This is a genomic window from Kordiimonas sp. SCSIO 12603 (genome assembly GCF_024398035.1).
Classification (GTDB): domain Bacteria; phylum Pseudomonadota; class Alphaproteobacteria; order Sphingomonadales; family Kordiimonadaceae; genus Kordiimonas.
The window spans coordinates 2556126-2574098 of the sequence record NZ_CP073748.1; the positions used below are offsets into that span (position 1 = coordinate 2556126).

22 protein-coding genes are annotated in these 17973 nt (G+C 44.5%); 3 read left to right on the plus strand and 19 right to left on the minus strand.

What is annotated here, in order from left to right; genetic code table 11:
* Positions 1–4: 4 nt before the first annotated feature.
* The 4 genes from KFE96_RS11860 to KFE96_RS11875 all read right to left on the minus strand — a co-directional run bounded on the left by KFE96_RS11860 (position 5) and on the right by KFE96_RS11875 (position 2730).
* Positions 5–304, minus strand: a complete 300-nt coding sequence (locus tag KFE96_RS11860; protein ID WP_247020182.1) for an integration host factor subunit alpha — start codon at positions 302–304, stop codon at positions 5–7.
* Between the two features lie 183 nt (positions 305–487).
* Positions 488–1525 carry a phosphate acyltransferase PlsX gene (plsX, locus tag KFE96_RS11865; protein WP_247020184.1) on the minus strand — a complete coding sequence of 346 codons (1038 nt, stop codon included), beginning with the start codon at positions 1523–1525 and terminating at the stop codon, positions 488–490.
* Between the two features lie 113 nt (positions 1526–1638).
* On the minus strand, positions 1639–2187 hold the full coding sequence (locus KFE96_RS11870; RefSeq protein WP_255832779.1) for a DUF177 domain-containing protein: 549 nt from the start codon (positions 2185–2187) through the stop codon (positions 1639–1641).
* A 9-nt stretch (positions 2188–2196) separates the two neighbouring features.
* On the minus strand, positions 2197–2730 hold the full coding sequence (locus tag KFE96_RS11875) for a ubiquinol-cytochrome C chaperone family protein (protein WP_255832780.1): 534 nt from the start codon (positions 2728–2730) through the stop codon (positions 2197–2199).
* Positions 2731–2885: 155 nt separating this feature from the next.
* Here KFE96_RS11875 and KFE96_RS11880 point away from each other — a divergent pair, with 155 nt between their 5' ends.
* Positions 2886–3389, plus strand: a complete 504-nt coding sequence (locus KFE96_RS11880; RefSeq protein WP_247020190.1) for an outer membrane protein assembly factor BamE — start codon at positions 2886–2888, stop codon at positions 3387–3389.
* 69 nt (positions 3390–3458) lie between these two features.
* On the opposite strand, the gene KFE96_RS11885 is transcribed toward KFE96_RS11880, so the two are convergent.
* The 11 genes from KFE96_RS11885 to rpiB all read right to left on the minus strand — a co-directional run bounded on the left by KFE96_RS11885 (position 3459) and on the right by rpiB (position 13391).
* Entirely contained in the window at positions 3459–5543 is a 2085-nt protein-coding gene (locus tag KFE96_RS11885; protein ID WP_255832781.1) for a sodium-translocating pyrophosphatase, read from the minus strand.
* A 237-nt stretch (positions 5544–5780) separates the two neighbouring features.
* Positions 5781–6287 (minus strand): hypothetical protein, encoded by a 507-nt coding sequence (locus KFE96_RS11890; protein ID WP_255832782.1) that lies wholly within the window; start codon positions 6285–6287, stop codon positions 5781–5783.
* A gap of 9 nt (positions 6288–6296) precedes the next feature.
* Positions 6297–7262, minus strand: coding sequence for a thiamine-phosphate kinase (gene thiL, locus KFE96_RS11895; protein WP_255832783.1), 966 nt, complete (start codon positions 7260–7262; stop codon positions 6297–6299).
* A 26-nt stretch (positions 7263–7288) separates the two neighbouring features.
* Positions 7289–7747, minus strand: a complete 459-nt coding sequence (gene nusB, locus KFE96_RS11900; RefSeq protein WP_255832784.1) for a transcription antitermination factor NusB — start codon at positions 7745–7747, stop codon at positions 7289–7291.
* Between the two features lies 1 nt (position 7748).
* Entirely contained in the window at positions 7749–8195 is a 447-nt protein-coding gene (locus KFE96_RS11905) for a 6,7-dimethyl-8-ribityllumazine synthase (RefSeq protein ID WP_370650588.1), read from the minus strand.
* 20 nt (positions 8196–8215) lie between these two features.
* Entirely contained in the window at positions 8216–9322 is a 1107-nt protein-coding gene (gene ribB / locus KFE96_RS11910; RefSeq protein ID WP_255832786.1) for a 3,4-dihydroxy-2-butanone-4-phosphate synthase, read from the minus strand.
* Between the two features lie 4 nt (positions 9323–9326).
* On the minus strand, positions 9327–9926 hold the full coding sequence (locus KFE96_RS11915; RefSeq protein ID WP_255832787.1) for a riboflavin synthase: 600 nt from the start codon (positions 9924–9926) through the stop codon (positions 9327–9329).
* Positions 9927–9935: 9 nt separating this feature from the next.
* Positions 9936–11030, minus strand: a complete 1095-nt coding sequence (ribD, locus tag KFE96_RS11920; protein WP_255832788.1) for a bifunctional diaminohydroxyphosphoribosylaminopyrimidine deaminase/5-amino-6-(5-phosphoribosylamino)uracil reductase RibD — start codon at positions 11028–11030, stop codon at positions 9936–9938.
* On the minus strand, positions 11030–11506 hold the full coding sequence (nrdR, locus tag KFE96_RS11925; protein WP_247020207.1) for a transcriptional regulator NrdR: 477 nt from the start codon (positions 11504–11506) through the stop codon (positions 11030–11032). The genes ribD and nrdR overlap by 1 nt, the downstream gene beginning before the upstream one ends.
* Positions 11507–11575: 69 nt before the next feature.
* Positions 11576–12868: a serine hydroxymethyltransferase gene (gene glyA, locus KFE96_RS11930; protein ID WP_255832789.1), complete on the minus strand. Its 1293-nt coding sequence runs from the start codon at positions 12866–12868 to the stop codon at positions 11576–11578.
* Between the two features lie 85 nt (positions 12869–12953).
* Positions 12954–13391: a ribose 5-phosphate isomerase B gene (gene rpiB, locus KFE96_RS11935; protein WP_255832790.1), complete on the minus strand. Its 438-nt coding sequence runs from the start codon at positions 13389–13391 to the stop codon at positions 12954–12956.
* Between the two features lie 272 nt (positions 13392–13663).
* Between rpiB and KFE96_RS11940 the strand changes: the two genes are divergently transcribed.
* Complete coding sequence (locus KFE96_RS11940; RefSeq protein WP_247020213.1) at positions 13664–14074, plus strand: MucR family transcriptional regulator; 411 nt, start codon at positions 13664–13666, stop codon at positions 14072–14074.
* A 15-nt stretch (positions 14075–14089) separates the two neighbouring features.
* Here the strand turns inward: KFE96_RS11940 and KFE96_RS11945 are convergent, their stop codons facing one another.
* From KFE96_RS11945 to KFE96_RS11955, 3 genes are all read right to left on the minus strand, one after another.
* Complete coding sequence (locus KFE96_RS11945) at positions 14090–14302, minus strand: hypothetical protein (RefSeq protein WP_255832791.1); 213 nt, start codon at positions 14300–14302, stop codon at positions 14090–14092.
* Between the two features lie 11 nt (positions 14303–14313).
* A complete protein-coding gene (gene hemA / locus KFE96_RS11950; RefSeq protein WP_255832792.1) occupies positions 14314–15534 on the minus strand; it encodes a 5-aminolevulinate synthase in 1221 nt (406 codons plus the stop codon).
* Positions 15535–15674: 140 nt separating this feature from the next.
* Positions 15675–16154: a MarR family winged helix-turn-helix transcriptional regulator gene (locus KFE96_RS11955; protein ID WP_247020219.1), complete on the minus strand. Its 480-nt coding sequence runs from the start codon at positions 16152–16154 to the stop codon at positions 15675–15677.
* A gap of 227 nt (positions 16155–16381) precedes the next feature.
* Between KFE96_RS11955 and hemB the strand changes: the two genes are divergently transcribed.
* The gene (gene hemB / locus KFE96_RS11960) at positions 16382–17371 is read left to right on the plus strand and encodes a porphobilinogen synthase (RefSeq protein ID WP_255832793.1); all 990 of its coding nucleotides are present in this window, start codon (positions 16382–16384) and stop codon (positions 17369–17371) included.
* A 2-nt stretch (positions 17372–17373) separates the two neighbouring features.
* On the opposite strand, the gene KFE96_RS11965 is transcribed toward hemB, so the two are convergent.
* The gene (locus KFE96_RS11965; RefSeq protein ID WP_255832794.1) at positions 17374–17967 is read right to left on the minus strand and encodes a C-type lectin domain-containing protein; all 594 of its coding nucleotides are present in this window, start codon (positions 17965–17967) and stop codon (positions 17374–17376) included.
* Between the last annotated feature and the right edge of the window lie 6 nt (positions 17968–17973).

Consider the following 17973-nt stretch of genomic DNA (forward strand, 5'->3'; position numbering starts at 1 on the left):
AACTCTATGAGTTATCTGAGTTAATTTGGTCTTTCATTACCTGACTTGGACGGAAAACCAGTACCCGGCGTGGTTCAATAGGAACCTCTTCACCAGTTTTTGGGTTACGCCCTACACGGCCATTTTTAGAACGAACCAGAAAACTTCCAAAGGAGGAAATCTTCACATTATCGCCCTTAACCAAAGAGTCCGCAATTTCATCCAAAATGCTCTCTACCAAGTCTGCAGATTCATTACGGGAAAGACCCACTTCTTCATATACAGATTCAGCTAAATCAGCTCTAGTTAGTGTCTGGTTTGACATGGCACCCTCACCATTCAATGATTAAAGTTAAAAAAACTCTACACAAATGCTACCCAAAGGTTTGCATTCTGTCAATCTAACACTAGTAAATGCGCAAGCTTTTTAAAGGCTTATACAGGAATGCTGACCTTTCACTGCATATAATATAACTCAACTATAAACACACATTTAACAAAACCGATTTTATGGCTTTGTTTCTTCCTCTACGCCAATCTCATGTAAATCCTCACTGATTAAGCGAGTGAGATCATTTTGCGCCATATCAATCGCGGACGTTAAAGCGGATGCAAAACCTTGTGCATTCGCTCCGCCATGGCTTTTCATTACAAGACCATTCAACCCAAGGAACACACCACCATTATGATTATTGGGGTCTAAATGATCTTTAAGTGAACGTAAGCCATGTTTTGACAGTAAATAACCAAGCTTTGTAAGGAAAGATGACCGGAACGCCCGACCTAAAAGGTCAGTAACCAAACGAGCAGTACCTTCGGCGGTTTTAAGCGCCACGTTACCCGTGAAACCATCTGTCACAACAACATCAACTTCACCGTTTGCAATATCATTACCTTCAACAAATCCCGTGAAGGTCATTGGTAGATGTGTACTTTCCTTGAGTACATCTGCCGCGGCTTTAATGCTATCTTTGCCTTTCAGATCCTCAACACCAACGTTAAGCAGGGCAACAGATGGTTTGCTAAGCCCAAGCACGGTGCGAACGTAAGCGGCCCCCATAATTGCAAACTGCACAAGGTTATTTGAATCGCACTCAACATTCGCGCCCAAATCAAGCATTACACTTTCACCGCGCAAGGTAGGAAGTGGAGAAATAAGTGCGGGACGATCAATACCAGGCATAGTACGTAGCATAAACTTGGCTAATGCCATCAATGCACCAGTGTTACCAGCAGAAATACAAACATCGGCCTTTTCATCTTTCACAGCCTGAATAGCAAGCCCCATAGAAGATTTACGCCCTTTTCGAAGCGCCTGTGAAGGCTTCATATCTGAAGAAACAATCTCATGGGTATGTACAATTTCACTGGCCTTTTTCAGCTCAGGGTATTTTGAAAGGTGTGGCATGATTGCCTTTTCATCACCAAACATCAAAAACTTGGTATTCGGATATAAAGTACGCGCTTTCGCGGCACCTTCAATCACCATATCAGGGGCATGGTCACCGCCCATTGCATCAACAGCGATGGTAATAGTCTTAGCCACAAATATTCCTATCTTATGCGCAAAGTATGCACTTTTTGAGGTGAGCTACACCCCAATAACCTACAGCTCACACCGTTATATTTATACGAACAATAACGTTTTTATTTTTTTGTTCAAGATTGGTCCTTCAGCTTACCAAGGGCAGCAAAAGGGTTCGGCTTCTCCAGCTCAGCTTCATTCACTGATACGTTCGCAGACGCAGATACATTCAATTCTACGCCTTCAGCACGTGGATATTGATTCATGGAAATTGCCAGTGTCTGCGCAACAAGCTCACCTACTTCAACAATATCACCTTCGAGTGCATCATAGTCAGGCGCATCCACATCCAGATAAGCTTCATCTTCATCCATACTGTTTGCCATTTCCGGACTTACCAGAAGGAGAGAGAAATTCTCAGATACAGTTTCTGCAACTGGCTTTAAACTGATAGTACATGCTTGTTCCAACTCTGCATCGATATGCCCCTCAAGCAGAACAGCATCCATATCAGCCTTGCTTTTAACGGTAACTTCAGCACTAAAAGTAGACAAAGACACAAGATTAAAGCGTTCAACAAGAATACTCTTTTGATCACCAGTTGCTTCAATGGCATAGCTTTTCTCATTGCCATCAATTTCTGAAGCTTTAAGGGAAAGGGTCAGGTTATTTTTTTTTGTCATCGGGAGCCTTTAAACAGTCGGATCAGGGAAGTTAAAGCTACAGGTTTCAAAGCTTTCAACCACTGTATTCTTTAGCGTTTCTACAGAACGTTGGATATAACTTACCATTAAGCTTACATCTTTATCCTGATTATCTCGATATATGTTTGCCATTACCACTTGATCTAGTTGGCGTTCTTCGTCTTCATTTTCAAGAGCAGCCTTATAAGCAGCGCTACGGCCAAGCCATGCAGCACCTACCTTTTTCATCTCTTTGCCAACGCTCATATCGCCCACGCCCAGCTCACGGAAGGAGCGATCCAGATCGCTTACCATTGCTTCCTGAATAAAACGGCGGAACTCAATATAATCGTCACCTTCCTGCTCAAGCCTATGATCTACTAAAAAAAGGTGTAATAGAATCATATCAAAACGACCATCAATCGTATCTTCCACGCCATATCCTTCATAGAAAACAGCGTTTCTCGCCTGGCCAACAAGTTCACTATAAACTCGGTAAGCTTCAACTTTGATCGCTTTTTTAGCAAAAAGACGTTTAAACATGGCAATTACCTTTATCTTGCCGCATTTGATCTACAATTTTCAGGCGGCAATGAAATTAATTGTGCTCGCTCTAACATGGAGCCTTGCGCAGCGCAATGGGAACAGCTAGTAAAAACACTAATATACCTAATGGGAAAAGTGTGGGATTTTGTTGAATGACTAAAACAGCACCGAGTTCGTTTAAAAAGCATGTTACGCTAGGCTTCTGCGTAGCAGCCAGTATTGCTGTTTCAGCGTGTGGTAATGCTCGCGAAAATCGTGGTTATTTTTTCGATAATGAATTAGCTGATGCTATTGCACCAGGTGTAGATAACCGCCAGTCTGTGAATTCAACACTTGGCTCACCTACCATTCCCGCGCTTTTTGATGATAAAACTTGGTATTATGTCTCATCCCGCATGCGTGTTCGGCCAATTTTTTGGCCAGAAACAGTAGATCACCGAGTGCTGGCAATTACATTTAATGACCGCGGCGTTGTAGAAAATGTTAACAACTTCGATATGTCTGACACACGCTCAATTAACCCTGCGCCAGGTAAAACACCTACTAAGGGCCGCCACCTAAGTTTCTTCCAACAATTGTTTGGAACCGTGGGCACCTTCAGTGGGCAACAAGGTCCAAACGGTAACAATGGCAACCCTACCGGACCTAACGGTTAAAATTAGAGATATGAAATCAAAAGCCCCGAAGCATACGCTTCGAGGCTTTCTTCTTTTATGGCTATTTGATCAGTGCGCTAACATCGCCAATAATAAAAGCGCGACAATATTGGTAATCTTGATCATAGGATTTACAGCTGGCCCCGCGGTATCCTTATAAGGGTCACCAACAGTATCACCGGTTACTGCAGCCTTATGAGCTTCTGAGCCTTTACCACCATGATTACCATCTTCAATATACTTCTTGGCATTATCCCATGCACCACCACCTGCAGTCATGGAAATAGCGACAAATAAACCACCCACGATCACACCAACAAGCAAGGCACCAAGAGCCGCAAAGGCAGCAGCTTGCCCCGCAACAGCATTAATCACAAAGTAAGTAGCGATAGGTGCAATAATCGGCAATAAGCTCGGCACGACCATTTCTTTAATTGCTGTTTTTGTTAGTAGATCAACAGATTTAGCATAATCAGGTTTGGAGGTACCTTCCATAATACCCGGATTTTCCGCAAACTGTGCCCTAACCTCTTCCACAACTTCACCACCAGCGCGGCCAACTGCTGTCATACCCATAGCACCGAAGAGATATGGGAGCATGGCACCAATAAATAGGCCAACGATAACAAATGGATTCGCCAAACTGAAATCAACGGACAAGTCACCGAAATACTCTTTCAAGTCGGCTGTATAGGCACCAAAGAGTACAAGGGCTGCTAAACCTGCAGAACCAATAGCATAACCTTTGGTTACTGCCTTTGTCGTGTTACCTACCGCATCCAGTGCATCAGTACGGTCTCGCACTTCGTCATCAAGGCCAGCCATCTCTGCAATACCACCCGCATTATCTGTAACCGGGCCATATGCATCAAGAGCAACCACCATTCCTGCAAGAGCGAGCATCGCAGTTGCAGCAAAACCAAGCCCAAGAACACCAGCAAGATTATAAGCAACAATAATACCTGCACAAATAACCAGTGTAGGCAACGCAGTTGATTCAAGCGAAATTGCAAGTCCCTGAATTACGTTGGTACCATGACCTGTTTCAGAAGATTTTGCGATAGACCTTACCGGCCTGAATTCTGTGCTTGTATAATATTCTGTAAGCCAGATGATCACACCGGTCACCGCAAGTCCGACAAGGCCACAATAGAAAAGCGTTCTTCCCGTAAAGGAGGTTTCACCTGCAGTGAACACACTGTTCATATCTCCAAGTGCCCATTGCATGGCAAACCACATCACCACAGCCGATAGAAGCGCCGTTACGATAAAACCTTTATACAAAGCCCCCATAATGGAATTGTTACTTCCAAGCTTAACAAAGAAAGTACCAAAGATTGAGGTAAGAATACAGCCACCACCAATAATCAACGGAAGTTGCATGATCTCTGCGGCCCCTGTCTGCATAAACAGCGCAGCAAGCACCATGGTTGCACCAACTGTCACCACATAAGTTTCAAACAAGTCAGCTGCCATACCAGCACAATCGCCAACGTTATCGCCAACATTATCGGCAATCACGGCTGGATTTCTTGGATCATCCTCAGGGATACCTGCTTCTACCTTACCTACAAGGTCTGCACCAACATCCGCACCTTTCGTGAAAATACCTCCACCAAGACGCGCGAAAATTGAAATAAGAGACGCCCCAAAGCCCAGCGATACCAAGCTATCAATAACAAGACGATCGGTGGGATTAATTCCCATTGGGCCGACCATTACATAGTAAAAACCTGCAACGGCCAAAAGCGCCAGCCCCGCAACTAACATTCCGGTAACGGCACCGGATTTAAAGGCAATAGTCAAACCTTCCTGCAATCCAGTACGGCTTGCTTCTGTCGTACGTACATTGGCACGCACAGAGATAATCATGCCTATATAACCAGCAGCACCCGAAAGCACAGCGCCAATTACAAAACCAAGTGCTGAAAGCTGACCAAGAGTTAAGAATAAAGCTGCCGTTACAATAACACCCACAACAGCAATAGTTCGATATTGTCTATTAAGATAAGCTTGCGCGCCTTCCTGGATGGCTTGCGCAATCTCTTGCATTTTTTCATTACCCGCACTAGCTGAAAGAATAGAGCTTCGGGTTACAACGCCGTACAACACGGCCACCAGACCACACAGAATGGCAGCATACAAAACTTCCATAGGATATCCTCCCCCTATTAAACCCAACAAAGGAGCTCAGGGGCGGCGATACTCGTGAACAGTCCGCCCACGGACGGCGATACTCAAAATATCCGCCGAGCCCGTGTAAAACACATCATGCAAGGTGCATGTGTCTTGTAACCTTATGTGTGAAAAAGCTTTTTGACAAGCTTATCAATTCAGAAACAAAAAAGGCGGTTCAAAAGAACCGCCCATAAAACCTGTATTTCAAGTATACTAACGCCCCATTCGAACACTCTTGATAATGGATACATTTTCTACAATATCAGCTCCTAATATCTCATCAGCTCTGCTTTTCAAAATCATAGCTGCTTTATCAAAATCAATATCAGAAGTAGATCCTTCAACCATTAGATCCGCCCGGCTCATAGCAGAAAGAAAAGCATGTTGAAGCTGTGTTTCCGCTCGTTTAACAGCAATCTGTTTTTCCTGTCCGTAAACTTGCAAGCGTACATCAACAAAGAAATTGCCAATGAACCGGCGTGAATTATTACGCATCGAATAAATAGGTACAGTCAGTTTTTCGATATCAATTGGCAGAAGGTCACCTTTAGGCTTCATTTCTTCTACTTTTTCTTCCGCTTCTGCTGGCGCACCTTCACCACCACTACCAGACATAAAGTAGCCAGCGCCGCCGCCAATACCAACACCAAGCACCAGTCCCAAGATTAAAAGAACCTTGCCTGAGCCCCCACCTTCATCATCAACTGCATCTTCAGACATGAAAAATCCTCAATTTCCACTAAAATGATTAAACCCTTGATGGCTAACTTGCACTTTTTTACCATTAGTATCAATGATTTCCACACTTGAACCCTCTACCACTTCGCCAATTCGGGTGATTTTTACGCCATTTTCCTGTGCCAGTCGCACGAGCTTATCCGCATCGCATTCAGAAGCTGTAAAAACAATTTGGTAATCATCACCACCAGAATAAACAAGCTGAAGAAGTTCATCTCGCTCAATAGTTAGCTCATTTACCGCTGCAGAATATGGAAGTAAATCCAACTGTAATGTCACCTTAACACCAGACGCTTTTGCAATATGGCCAACATCAGCTATCAAACCGTCTGATACATCTGCGGCAGCCGAAGCTATACCACGAAGTGCTTGTCCCGTTAGATGCTGCGCCCTGGGTTTATAGTAAGATGCTAAGGAGATATCAGGAGCTTTAATATTCCCTAATATCACCTGAAGTGCAAAAGCAGCCTCTCCCAAGTTACCGGTAACATAAACATTATCACCTACCTTCGCTCCGTTCCGCCTGATCATTGTGCCGTTTGGTACATACCCAATTGCAGTGATACTGATGGTAAGAGGTCCTGAGGTGCTGGTGCTATCCCCCCCCAACAACTGAAGGCCATAAACACTTTGTGCCTCACTTAAACCAGCAACAAATTTCTCCAGCCAGGGCTCTGCATCCAGTGTTTTAGGCAAACTTAAACCAAGCATATAGAGAGCTGGCTCTGCGCCTTTAGCGGCAAGGTCAGAAACATTTACGGAAACAGCTTTAAAAGCCAAAGAAAGAGGATCATCACCATCGAAGAAATGGGTCCCAGCAACCAAGACATCCTTGGTAAGTATTTGATCGTGCCCTAAACGCATAGGCACACAAGCAGCATCATCTAAAAGAGAAAGCCCCTCCGGCGCAGCCAAAGGAGCTAAATATTTCTCAATCAGGTTAAATTCATCAGGCATATCAATATTTCCCGCCTGATTATACCTTATGCACGAGCACTTTTCGCCATTTTATCAAGAACGCCATTCACAAAGGAAATCTCGGCTCTCTCATAAAACGCGTGGGCAACATCAATATATTCATTGATGATTACCTTTGTTGGCACGTCAGGACGTGCAGTAAGCTCATAAGCACCTGCACGGAAAATTGAACGAATAAGCGGCTCAAGACGTTCAAGCGGCCAATCATCAGTAAGACAAGGCGTAATCACCTCATCCCACTCTTCTTTCCGCATCCATGCACCACGAGTGATATCAGCGAACAACTTTTCATCAGCAGCAACATACTGATCACCCTCAATCTCTTGGCCAAGGCGGTGTTCAATATATTCTGTTGAAATCACTTGTGCATTTTTCTCGTCGCCCTGATCCAATTGGAACAACGCCTGAACTGCACCAAGTCTTGCTGCACTGCGAGGGCCGCCGATTTTTGGCTTACCTGCCATCTTAAACTCCAAACTCTTTCTTAAGTTCGATCATGCGAATAGCTGCATTAGCTGCACCGCCACCTTTGTTCATTTCAGAACGTCTTGCGCGGGCTCTCGCCTGATCCCAATCTTCAATTGTCAGAATACCGTTACCAATTGCAAGATTATGATCAAGACCAAGGTCCATAAGTCCTCGGGCACTTTCACCACACACATAATCATAGTGCGTTGTCTCACCGCGGATAACAGCACCCAATGCTACATAACCATCAAACTGCTTTGCACTGCCATCAGCCGCATATTTAATCGCCGTAGGGATTTCCAGCGCCCCCGGCACATCAATACGCTCATAGGTGCCGCCCACTGCTTCAATTGCTTCGATAGCGCCTGCTGCTAATTCGTCAGCAAGTTCTTCATAGAAGCGCGCCTCAACAATAAGTAGGTGCATTTTTGACATTGAATAAATCCTTTAAACTTTACTGAAGTTTATTCTACTTCAGGAATCTGGCGCTGTTCTACGATATCTAGACCGTATCCTTCAAGCCCTACTATGTTACTTGGTGTATTTGAATAAAGCGCCATATGCTTAACACCCAAATCCCTAAGAATTTGTGCACCAATACCATAATCCTTTAAAGCACCGTCTTCCTTATCGCTTGAGCCTTCGCCGCTGATAATTTGCGACGGACGTTTTGCTGTAAGCCCAGGGAATACTACAACAACGCCTTTACCTTCTTTTTCAATAGCTTGCATCGCACGCTCAAGCTGGCCTGTACGCGGATGATCCATACCCAGAAGGTCCTCAAACGGGTTAAGGCTATGCATACGAACAGGGATTGTTTCCTCTTCGTTGATATTACCTAGCGTAAGCGCGACAGTTTCCCGGTGATTACCTGTTGATGTGTAAACAGACACACGCCAGTCTTTACCAGATTGTCTACGGAAAGCAGAATCAGTTACTCGTTCCACCAGCACATCATTCTTGAGACGGTAGGCGATAAGATCACGAATAGTGGCTACTTTCAGATCGTGCTTTTTCGCAAACTCAACAAGATCAGGCAAGCGTGCCATGGTACCGTCTTCATTCATGATCTCACAAATCACTGCGGATGGATCAAGGCCGGCAAGGCGAGAAATATCAACAGATGCCTCTGTATGACCTGCGCGCACCAATACACCACCATCTTTCGCAACAAGCGGGAATACGTGCCCCGGTGTTGCTAAATCATATTTTGTAGCATCAGCATCAATCGCCACCTCAATCGTACGCGCACGGTCAGCAGCAGAAATACCAGTCGTTACACCAGTTTTTGCTTCTATTGATGTGGTGAATGCAGTTTCATGGCGGCTCTGATTATTTGTACTCATCAAGTTAAGGCCGAGTTTTTCCACTCGGGCTCTTGTGAGAGGTAAACAAATAAGGCCGCGGCCGTATTTAGCCATAAAATTGATTTTATCAGCTGTCGCCATCTGTGCCGGGATAATCAAATCCCCTTCATTTTCCCTGTCTTCATCATCAACAAGGATATACATTTTACCATTTCTGGCATCTTCGATCACATCTTCGATTGGGGATAGAAATCTTTGCGGCACGTTCTTAGCCTTTATCTTGCAGGCGAGCTACATAGCGCGCCAAAATATCAAATTCTACATTCACTTTATCGCCAACTTGCGCTTGGCGGAAATTTGTCACTTCCTGAGTATGCGGAATAACATTGATAGACACCTTTGTACTATCCTCAAGGTCTTCAACTTCATTGACTGTAAGGGAAACACCATTGATGGTAATGCTACCTTTCTTCGCAACATTATGACCAAACGCTTCAGGTACAAGAATCTGTAACAGAATCGATTCGTCCACTGATTCGAAAGTTACAATTTCACCCACACAATCGACATGACCAGTTACTATATGACCGCCCAGTTCATCACCGACCTTAAGCGAACGTTCGAGGTTCACTTCAGTACCTTTTTCCCAAGCTCCAAGGTTTGTAACACTTGTGGTTTCTCGTGATACATCAGCAGAGAAGAAATTATCACCTTTAGTTACAACGGTAAGACAAACGCCAGAGCACGCGATAGATGCGCCAATATCGATACCCGAGGTGTCGTAAGATGTTGAAAGTTTAAGGCGTACATCACCCTCCCCTTCAACTGACTGTACTGTTCCAACGTCTGTTACAATTCCTGTAAACATAGCTCTGGGTTACTCCGGCTTTTTATAAATTGTGAGCATATCATCACCAACGGATAATACTTTCTGGGCCTTTAAATGGGGTGAAGATGACAATTGGGCAAGGCCTAATTCACCAATTCCGTTTTTACTTTCTGCACCAAGTAATTTTCCAGCCTGAAAATGATACAAAGTATCGCACATGTTGGCCTTTAAAAAGGAGGCATAAACCTGCCCGCCACCTTCCACAAGAATTCGTCGTAGACCAACATCAGAAAGCGCGCTTCCTATAGCTTGCATATCACCTGACGTCGGTAATTCTATAATTTTCGCTCCAGCCTTTGCCAAATTTCTTGCATTCGAGTTTTGCTTTCCACCCAAAACATAAAGGTCTCTTTGACTAGAAGATTGAACGAGTTTTGACGAAACAGGCGTTCGGTACTCACTATCCAAAATAATCCGTACAGGAGACCTATCTTCCAGACCGTCTATTCTGCAATCTAATGAGGGATCATCTGCAAGAACTGTATTCACACCAACAAGGATACCATCATGCTGTGCTCGCAACATGTGACCATAACGTCGGGCTTCAGAACCAGTAATCCATTTACTTTCCCCGCTCACTAATGCAATCTTGCCATCAAGGCTTGTCGCTACTTTTATTGAGAATTCTGGTCTAGCATCGGTATTCGAAAGGAAAAAGCCCCTATTAAGCTCGAGAGCCTCTTCGGAAAATAGCCCAACATCTACTTGAATACCTGCTTCATGAAGCATCTTCAGACCTGTGCCCGAAACACGTGCATCATTATCGTCAACCGCAGCGACAACGCGCACCACCTCCGCATTAATTAATGCTTCTGAACACGGTGGTGTTTTCCCGTAATGAGAACAGGGCTCCAAAGTAACGTAAACAGTGGAACCTTTTGCCTTAGTACCTGCTTGCCGAAGAGCAACTACTTCAGCATGAGGGCGGCCGCCAGGCTGCGTATTACCACGCCCTACAACAATTCCATCCCTTACTAAAATGCACCCAACCGAAGGATTGGGTGCAGTCTGTCCGAGGCCACGGCGTGCCAGCCCAAGTGCAGCACGCATCCATTTTTTATCTTCCGAAGAAAAAGAAGCCACTATTCGCCCTTCACTGCGTCCTCTTCATGATCTTCCATACCACCAAGGAATTTCTCAAAATCCTTCGCTTCGCGGAAGTTACGGTACACAGACGCATAACGTACATAAGCAACCTGATCTAGGTTTTGCAGGCCCTCCATTACAAGAGTGCCAATCTGATCAGATTCAATTTCGCTTTCCCCCATTGATTCCAGTCGGCGCACAATACCATTAATCATACGGTCTACCTGATCTGGATCTACAGGTCGTTTTCTAAGGGCAATGTCTAGAGAGCGCTCTAGCTTATCACGCTCAAAAGGAACTTTGCGGCCTGTTTTCTTAAGCACCGTTAGCTCACGCAACTGCACGCGCTCAAATGTTGTAAAACGAGCACCACAGCCAGGACAAAAACGGCGACGACGAATAGAAGATTTATCTTCCGTAGGTCGGCTATCTTTTACCTGCGTATCTTCGTGTTGACAAAACGGACAGCGCATAAATTCCCCCTTAGTAAAGATGGTAGCAGCGCGAGTGTCTCGCGCTACTTTATTATTTTTGGAGCTAGCTTAGCCCAATTCTTCATAAATTGGGAACTGCTTGCAGAGATCTGCTACCTTTTCACGCACAGATGCTTCAGCCGCTTCGTTATTCTCAGGGTTAGCCGCAAGGCCATCTAGTACCTCAGTGATCATGTCAGCGATCTGAACAAATTCTTCCACACCGAACCCGCGTGTTGTGCCTGCTGGTGTACCAAGGCGAATACCTGATGTTACAAACGGTTTTTCAGGATCAAACGGTACACCGTTTTTGTTACACGTCATCAGTGAGCGTTCAAGTGCTTCATCCGCGGCTTTACCCGTCAGGCCTTTCGGGCGCAAGTCAACGAGAACAACGTGGGTGTCTGTGCCTTCTGACACGATATCAAAACCATTTTCCTTAAGGCGTGCTGCCAGAGCTTGCGCATTTTCAACAACTTGTGCAGCATATTCCTTAAATTCCGGGCGAAGCGCTTCACCGAATGCAACTGCCTTTGCCGCGATCACATGCATAAGCGGACCACCCTGCAAACCAGGAAATACTGCTGAATTGATCTTCTTAGAAATCGCTTCATCGTTGGTAAGGATCATGCCACCACGTGGTCCGCGAAGTGTTTTATGCGTTGTTGTAGTAACGATGTGTGCGTGCTCAAGCGGGTTTGCATGTACTTTACCAGCAACAAGTCCCGCAAAATGCGCCATATCAACCATAAGGATAGCGCCAACACTATCAGCAATTTCACGGAAACGCTTAAAATCAATTTCACGCGGATATGCTGAACCACCAGCAATAATAATAACCGGCTTATGCTCTTTTGCCATTTCTTCTACTTGATCATAATCGATCAAAGCGTCTTCACGACGTACACCATATTGAACAGCGTTATACCATTTACCAGAAAGTGCAGGAGCAGCACCGTGCGTAAGGTGGCCGCCAGCATCAAGAGACATTCCCATAATGGTATCGCCCGGCTTAGTAAGCGCCAGCATCACTGCGCCATTTGCCTGCGCACCAGAATGAGGCTGCACATTTACAAATTCTGCACCAAAGATCTCTTTCGCACGTTCAATAGCAAGACTTTCAGCAACATCGACATAATGACAGCCCTGATAATAACGACGGTTTGGGTACCCCTCTGCGTATTTATTTGTGAGTACTGAGCCTTGAGCTTCAATTACTGCTCGGCTGACAATATTTTCAGATGCGATCAGTTCGATCTGATTTTGTTGGCGCTCAAGTTCACCGCTTACTGAAGCCATTAGTTCTGGATCAGAGGCAGCTAGACTTGCAGAGAAAAAACCATCCTGAGTAAATTTAGACATGGCAAATACCTTCACATAAAAACTATCTAAAAGCCTATCCCATTATTTTAGATAGTTTGTTGTCCCAAAAGTGATTATTAGTTTTTTAAGAAGAAAGTTTGTCTACTCTTCTTTGGTGACGTCCACCTTCAAAATCTGTTGCTAAAAACGCATCTACACAGTCATACGCTGTTTCAACACCAACCAACCTTGCGCCAAGAGAAATCACATTCGCATCATTGTGTTGGCGCGCGAGCTTTGCTGCCAAACCAGACTGTACAAGTGCTGCTCTCACAGCCGGGTTTCTGTTTGCAGCAATGGAAATCCCGATGCCTGATCCGCAAACAAGTATCCCTTTATTTGCTTTACCTTCAGCAATAGCATCCCCCATAGCTTTGCCAAAGTCTGGATAATCAACGGATTCGAGACTATGCGCCCCTAAATCCAAAACTTCGTAACCTTGTTCAGAAAGATATGTTTTAAGCGTTTCTTTTAGCTCAAAACCTGCGTGATCAGATGCAAAGGCAATCGTTTTGTCTGCCATCAGCTTACTCCAATTCAGGTACAAAAAACTGTACCTAGCCATTCATTTGCCGCTGAATATCATAGATATAGTCACAACCCAAGAAAAGCTTCCAAAATCTAGTATTTATTTGAATATTACTAAATTATTAAGTTTTCCTTCCTAATTACAGGGATAATTAACCATTTGTTAAGAATAAAAAGATCACATATCAACTATTAGGTGTTGTAATTAGTAATGTTCTTCTGCAATAAGCATAGCTAGGCATAAGAATAAGTCGGAGCCATAATTTAATGACTACTGAATCTGTTAATATTAATTCTTCAAACGAACTTCTTGGACTTGCTGCAGAGATAGTAACTGCCTACGTAAGCAACAACACCGTGAATTCGTCTGAACTTCCTGATGTCATTAAAACGGTCTATAGCACACTCAGCACTCTAGGACCTGATCAAGTCAACATACACAGTCCTAAACCAGCTGTGCCTCTTAAGAAATCTTTCACCAACGAATATATTGTATGTCTGGAAGATGGTAAGAAACTCAAAATGCTCAAACGCTATCTTCGTTCCCATTACGATATGTCGCCAGAGGAATATCGGGCAAAATGGGGGTTACCCGCAGACTATCCCATGGTCGCACCTGCTTATGCAGCAAAAAGGTCAGAATTCGCGAAGAAAATTGGTCTTGGCAAGAAACGTTAAGATTGAATTTAATAGTTAAATCAAAATACCGCGCTGTACAGACTCTGTCTGTGCAGCGTCTTTTTTCATAACATATCTAAGTTTATCAATAGCAATTTTTTCAAGTTGCGCTCTAGGCGCTTTAGGATCACCTGCAATACTTATCTCTCGCCCGGTGCGTGCACACACCGCAGATACTTTAAGCATGTTCCCTACTCGAACAAACTCAACAATAACATCGCCTGCCATTTGAAGTCTCTTTAAACTGCAATCGCTCGCGTAAGGCTCAAGCGCCCCCACACTTCCGTCAAAGCTTCTACAAGAGCATCCATTGAAGAATCATCATGCAGAGGACCCGGTGTGAAGCGAAGCCGCTCAGTGCCGCGAGGAACAGTTGGATAGTTAATTGGCTGAACGTAAATACCGTATTCATTTAACAGTAAGTCCGACGCCTCTTTACAAAGAACAGGATCGCCGATGAACAAAGGCACAATATGACTTACACTGTCCATAACCGGAAGATTAGCATCAGCCATACGTTTCTTTAGCTCATTCGCACGAACTTTCTGCTCGTCTCGCTCAACACTACTTCCTTTTAGGTGACGAATACTTGCGAGAGCACCAGCAGCCAGAACTGGACTTAGAGCAGTTGTAAAGATAAAGCCTGATGCATAACTGCGCACAACATCAACAAGAGCCTTGGAAGAAGCAATATAGCCGCCCATCACACCGAAAGCTTTACCTAACGTGCCTTCAATAATAGTCAAACGGTGGGCAACTTTGTCACGCTCCGAAACACCACCACCACGAGGACCATACATGCCAACCGCATGTACTTCATCTAGGTATGTCATAGCACCGTATTTATCAGCCAAATCACAGATTGCTTCAATTGGTGCAATATCGCCATCCATCGAATAAACAGATTCAAAGGCAATAAGCTTTGGTGCGTTCGGATCAGCTGCTTTCAGCAGTTCCTCAAGATGCTCAAGATCATTGTGACGGAAGATATGTTTCTTGGCACCACTATTACGAATACCTTGGATCATAGAGGCGTGATTAAGTTCATCTGAAAACACAATACAGCCAGGAAGTAACTTCGCTACTGTTGAAAGTGTTGCTTCATTTGAAATATAACCCGAAGTAAATAGAAGGGCTTGTTCTTTACCGTGTAAATCAGCAAGCTCTTCTTCAAGAAGAACGTGATAATGGTTAGTACCTGAAATATTACGTGTACCGCCCGCACCTGCACCGGTTTCATCCAGTGCAGTATGCATCGCTTCCAGAACCTTTGGGTGCTGCCCCATGCCCAGATAATCATTTGAGCACCAAACAGTTATGGATTTAGCGTTATCCCCAGCGTCATGGCGAATAGCCCGCGGGAACTGACCTCTTTCACGCGAGATATCCGCAAAGACCCGATATCGGCCTTCATCGCGGATTGCATCAATCGCATCAGCAAAGATCTTTTCATAATCCATAACGTTACCTGTCCACTAATTTCTTGCACTAATTTACAAGCGTGGCCTTCATAACGCAATGTTTAGCTTGGTGTCTATAGACGAAAATGTCGCACATAATCATCGATTTAGTCGATTTTTAGTGATAATAATTCGCACTATTAAAGGCCAAAGTGAATTTTATCAGACCAGAAGCGCTCAAGGTTACGCAAATTCTTACGTAGGCTCTTCAGTTCTTCATGATTAATCAAATCATCATGCATAAGTTCTTCAAGATGTTTCTGATAAAGTTCGTCCACCATTTTGCGGATATCATACCCTTGATCAGTTAATGAAATACGAACAGCTCTGCGGTCATAATCAGAACGTTCATGGCGTAAATACCCCATTTCAACTAACTTCTTCAGATTATAGGAAACATTTGAACCCTGATAATAACCTCTGGTTTTAAGCTCGCCAGCCGTCATTTCATTTTCGCCAATGTTGTAAATCAACAGTGCCTGCACTGGGTTCAGGTCATTTTTGCCGATAGCTTCAAGATGGTTCTTAATTACATCGAGCAAGCGACGGTGAAGTCGCTCCACAAGAGAAAGAATGTCGAGGAACAAAAAACTGGGATCATTAAAGTCGTAACCGCTCATCTTACTTCGCCTGATTTCTATATTAGGTGCTACTTTAGTCAATAATTAATCGATTTTTCATCGAATCTGTCGGAAGTACTTTCTTCCAAAAGTCCCTAACGCTTTGTTAATGATAAAATTCTACTTAATTTGTGCACAAATACACATGCGACAATTGGGTCTATAATTGCGAGTGACACCGCTAAACCATTTCGATAAGGTGCCCTAAACAATAACAGGATACCTTAATGACTGCTAGTTTTCCAAATACGCGCCTTCGCAGACCACGTGCTACAGACTGGTCACGTCGACTGATGCGCGAAACAGAAATTTCAGCGAACGACCTGATATGGCCAATGTTTATCCGCGAAGGAGAAAACCAAAGAGAGCCTGTTAGCTCTATGCCTGGCGTTGATCGCCTATCAGTAGATCAGGCTGTCAAAGAAGCAAAGGAAGCCAGAGACCTTGGTATTCCGTGCATTGCCCTCTTTCCCAGCACTCCTAAAGGTATCCGTTCTGAATACGGTGATGAAGCACTAAACTCAGATAACCTGATCAACACAGCAATGCGCGCCATCAAAGCTGAAGTTCCAGAAATCGGCTTACTTGCTGACGTTGCGCTTGATCCTTACACAAGCCACGGACAGGACGGCATATTGCAAGACGGCATTATCCTGAATGACGAAACTATTGGCGTTCTTGTGCAGCAAGCCGTTGTACAAGCTCAGGCTGGTGCGGATATCGTGGCGCCATCAGATATGATGGATGGCCGTATTGGTGCCATCAGGCAGGAACTCGACCGAGCTGGCTTTGCGCATGTGCAAATTATGGCATACAGCGCTAAATACGCATCAGCTTTCTATGGCCCCTTCCGTGATGCAGTTGGAAGTTCGGGTGTGCTGGCTGGCAATAAAAAGACCTACCAGATGGATCCTGCAAACAGGCTGGAGGCGCTACGCGAAGTGGAGCTAGATATTGCCGAAGGTGCAGATAGCGTGATGGTTAAGCCCGGCATGCCGTATCTAGATATTATTCGCGAAGTAAAAGATAATTTCGGTGTTCCAACCTACGCGTATCAGGTATCGGGTGAATACGCGATGATTATGGCTGCATGTCAAAACGGCTGGTTGGAAAAGGAACCCGCTATGCTTGAATCACTTCTGGCATTCAAGCGCGCCGGATCTGATGGTATTCTAACCTATTTTGCTAAAGACGTAGCAAAGCTACTTGCGAAATAAATTTATTGGCCAGTAGCAGTTTCTGTTGCTGGCTCTGTTTCTTCTGCTGCTTCTTCAGGTGCAGGGAACTCCACCATCATGTATTTGATGTTAATACGCGGGTCTCTAACATCCCAGCGGACACCAAATTCTGTAGGATCATAATAAACAGGTAGTGTGCGTCCGGTATCCTTATTGCTGCGGCAAAACTCTCTTATTTTTTGCTGTGTACCAGCATTCCATGCGCGGAAAGTTTGATCTTCCAAGGTAGTTTCATCAGTCCAGATATAATCTGTATATTCATTGCACTGCGCGCGAAGGCCAATCCACATTGGTTTTTCCCGCATCTCAGGAAACTCCAGCAGCAAGAAATAATGAACTGCGTTTGATTTGATGGTAGCTAGACGCCCTTCTCGCTCATTATCATGCAAATAACCACGTACCATACGTGATGCATGCTCCCATGTATGAGGAGGACGACCATGGAACTCAAAAATCTGAAAATAGCTACCAGTTGTTGGCTCAAGGTGCGCTTTACCTGTTGGCCGCGCTACAGCAATACCAGTCGCATCTTGAATAAGAAACGAGGACGCAAGCATTAATCCGGCAAACAACATAAAATT

Excerpts from the sequence above, each read along its gene's own strand:
- KFE96_RS11860 (WP_247020182.1), bottom strand. The coding sequence starts at position 304 with ATGTCAAACCAGACACTAACTAGAGCTGATTTAGCTGAATCTGTATAT.
- KFE96_RS11870 (WP_255832779.1), bottom strand. The coding sequence starts at position 2,187 with ATGACAAAAAAAAATAACCTGACCCTTTCCCTTAAAGCTTCAGAAATT.
- KFE96_RS11875 (WP_255832780.1), bottom strand. The coding sequence starts at position 2,730 with ATGTTTAAACGTCTTTTTGCTAAAAAAGCGATCAAAGTTGAAGCTTAC.
- KFE96_RS11880 (WP_247020190.1), top strand. The coding sequence starts at position 2,886 with ATGACTAAAACAGCACCGAGTTCGTTTAAAAAGCATGTTACGCTAGGC.
- KFE96_RS11885 (WP_255832781.1), bottom strand. The coding sequence starts at position 5,543 with ATGGAAGTTTTGTATGCTGCCATTCTGTGTGGTCTGGTGGCCGTGTTG.
- KFE96_RS11890 (WP_255832782.1), bottom strand. The coding sequence starts at position 6,287 with ATGTCTGAAGATGCAGTTGATGATGAAGGTGGGGGCTCAGGCAAGGTT.
- thiL (WP_255832783.1), bottom strand. The coding sequence starts at position 7,262 with ATGCCTGATGAATTTAACCTGATTGAGAAATATTTAGCTCCTTTGGCT.
- nusB (WP_255832784.1), bottom strand. The coding sequence starts at position 7,747 with ATGGCAGGTAAGCCAAAAATCGGCGGCCCTCGCAGTGCAGCAAGACTT.
- KFE96_RS11915 (WP_255832787.1), bottom strand. The coding sequence starts at position 9,926 with ATGTTTACAGGAATTGTAACAGACGTTGGAACAGTACAGTCAGTTGAA.
- nrdR (WP_247020207.1), bottom strand. The coding sequence starts at position 11,506 with ATGCGCTGTCCGTTTTGTCAACACGAAGATACGCAGGTAAAAGATAGC.
- glyA (WP_255832789.1), bottom strand. The coding sequence starts at position 12,868 with ATGTCTAAATTTACTCAGGATGGTTTTTTCTCTGCAAGTCTAGCTGCC.
- rpiB (WP_255832790.1), bottom strand. The coding sequence starts at position 13,391 with ATGGCAGACAAAACGATTGCCTTTGCATCTGATCACGCAGGTTTTGAG.
- KFE96_RS11940 (WP_247020213.1), top strand. The coding sequence starts at position 13,664 with ATGACTACTGAATCTGTTAATATTAATTCTTCAAACGAACTTCTTGGA.
- KFE96_RS11945 (WP_255832791.1), bottom strand. The coding sequence starts at position 14,302 with ATGGCAGGCGATGTTATTGTTGAGTTTGTTCGAGTAGGGAACATGCTT.
- hemA (WP_255832792.1), bottom strand. The coding sequence starts at position 15,534 with ATGGATTATGAAAAGATCTTTGCTGATGCGATTGATGCAATCCGCGAT.
- KFE96_RS11955 (WP_247020219.1), bottom strand. The coding sequence starts at position 16,154 with ATGAGCGGTTACGACTTTAATGATCCCAGTTTTTTGTTCCTCGACATT.
- hemB (WP_255832793.1), top strand. The coding sequence starts at position 16,382 with ATGACTGCTAGTTTTCCAAATACGCGCCTTCGCAGACCACGTGCTACA.
- KFE96_RS11965 (WP_255832794.1), bottom strand. The coding sequence starts at position 17,967 with ATGTTGTTTGCCGGATTAATGCTTGCGTCCTCGTTTCTTATTCAAGAT.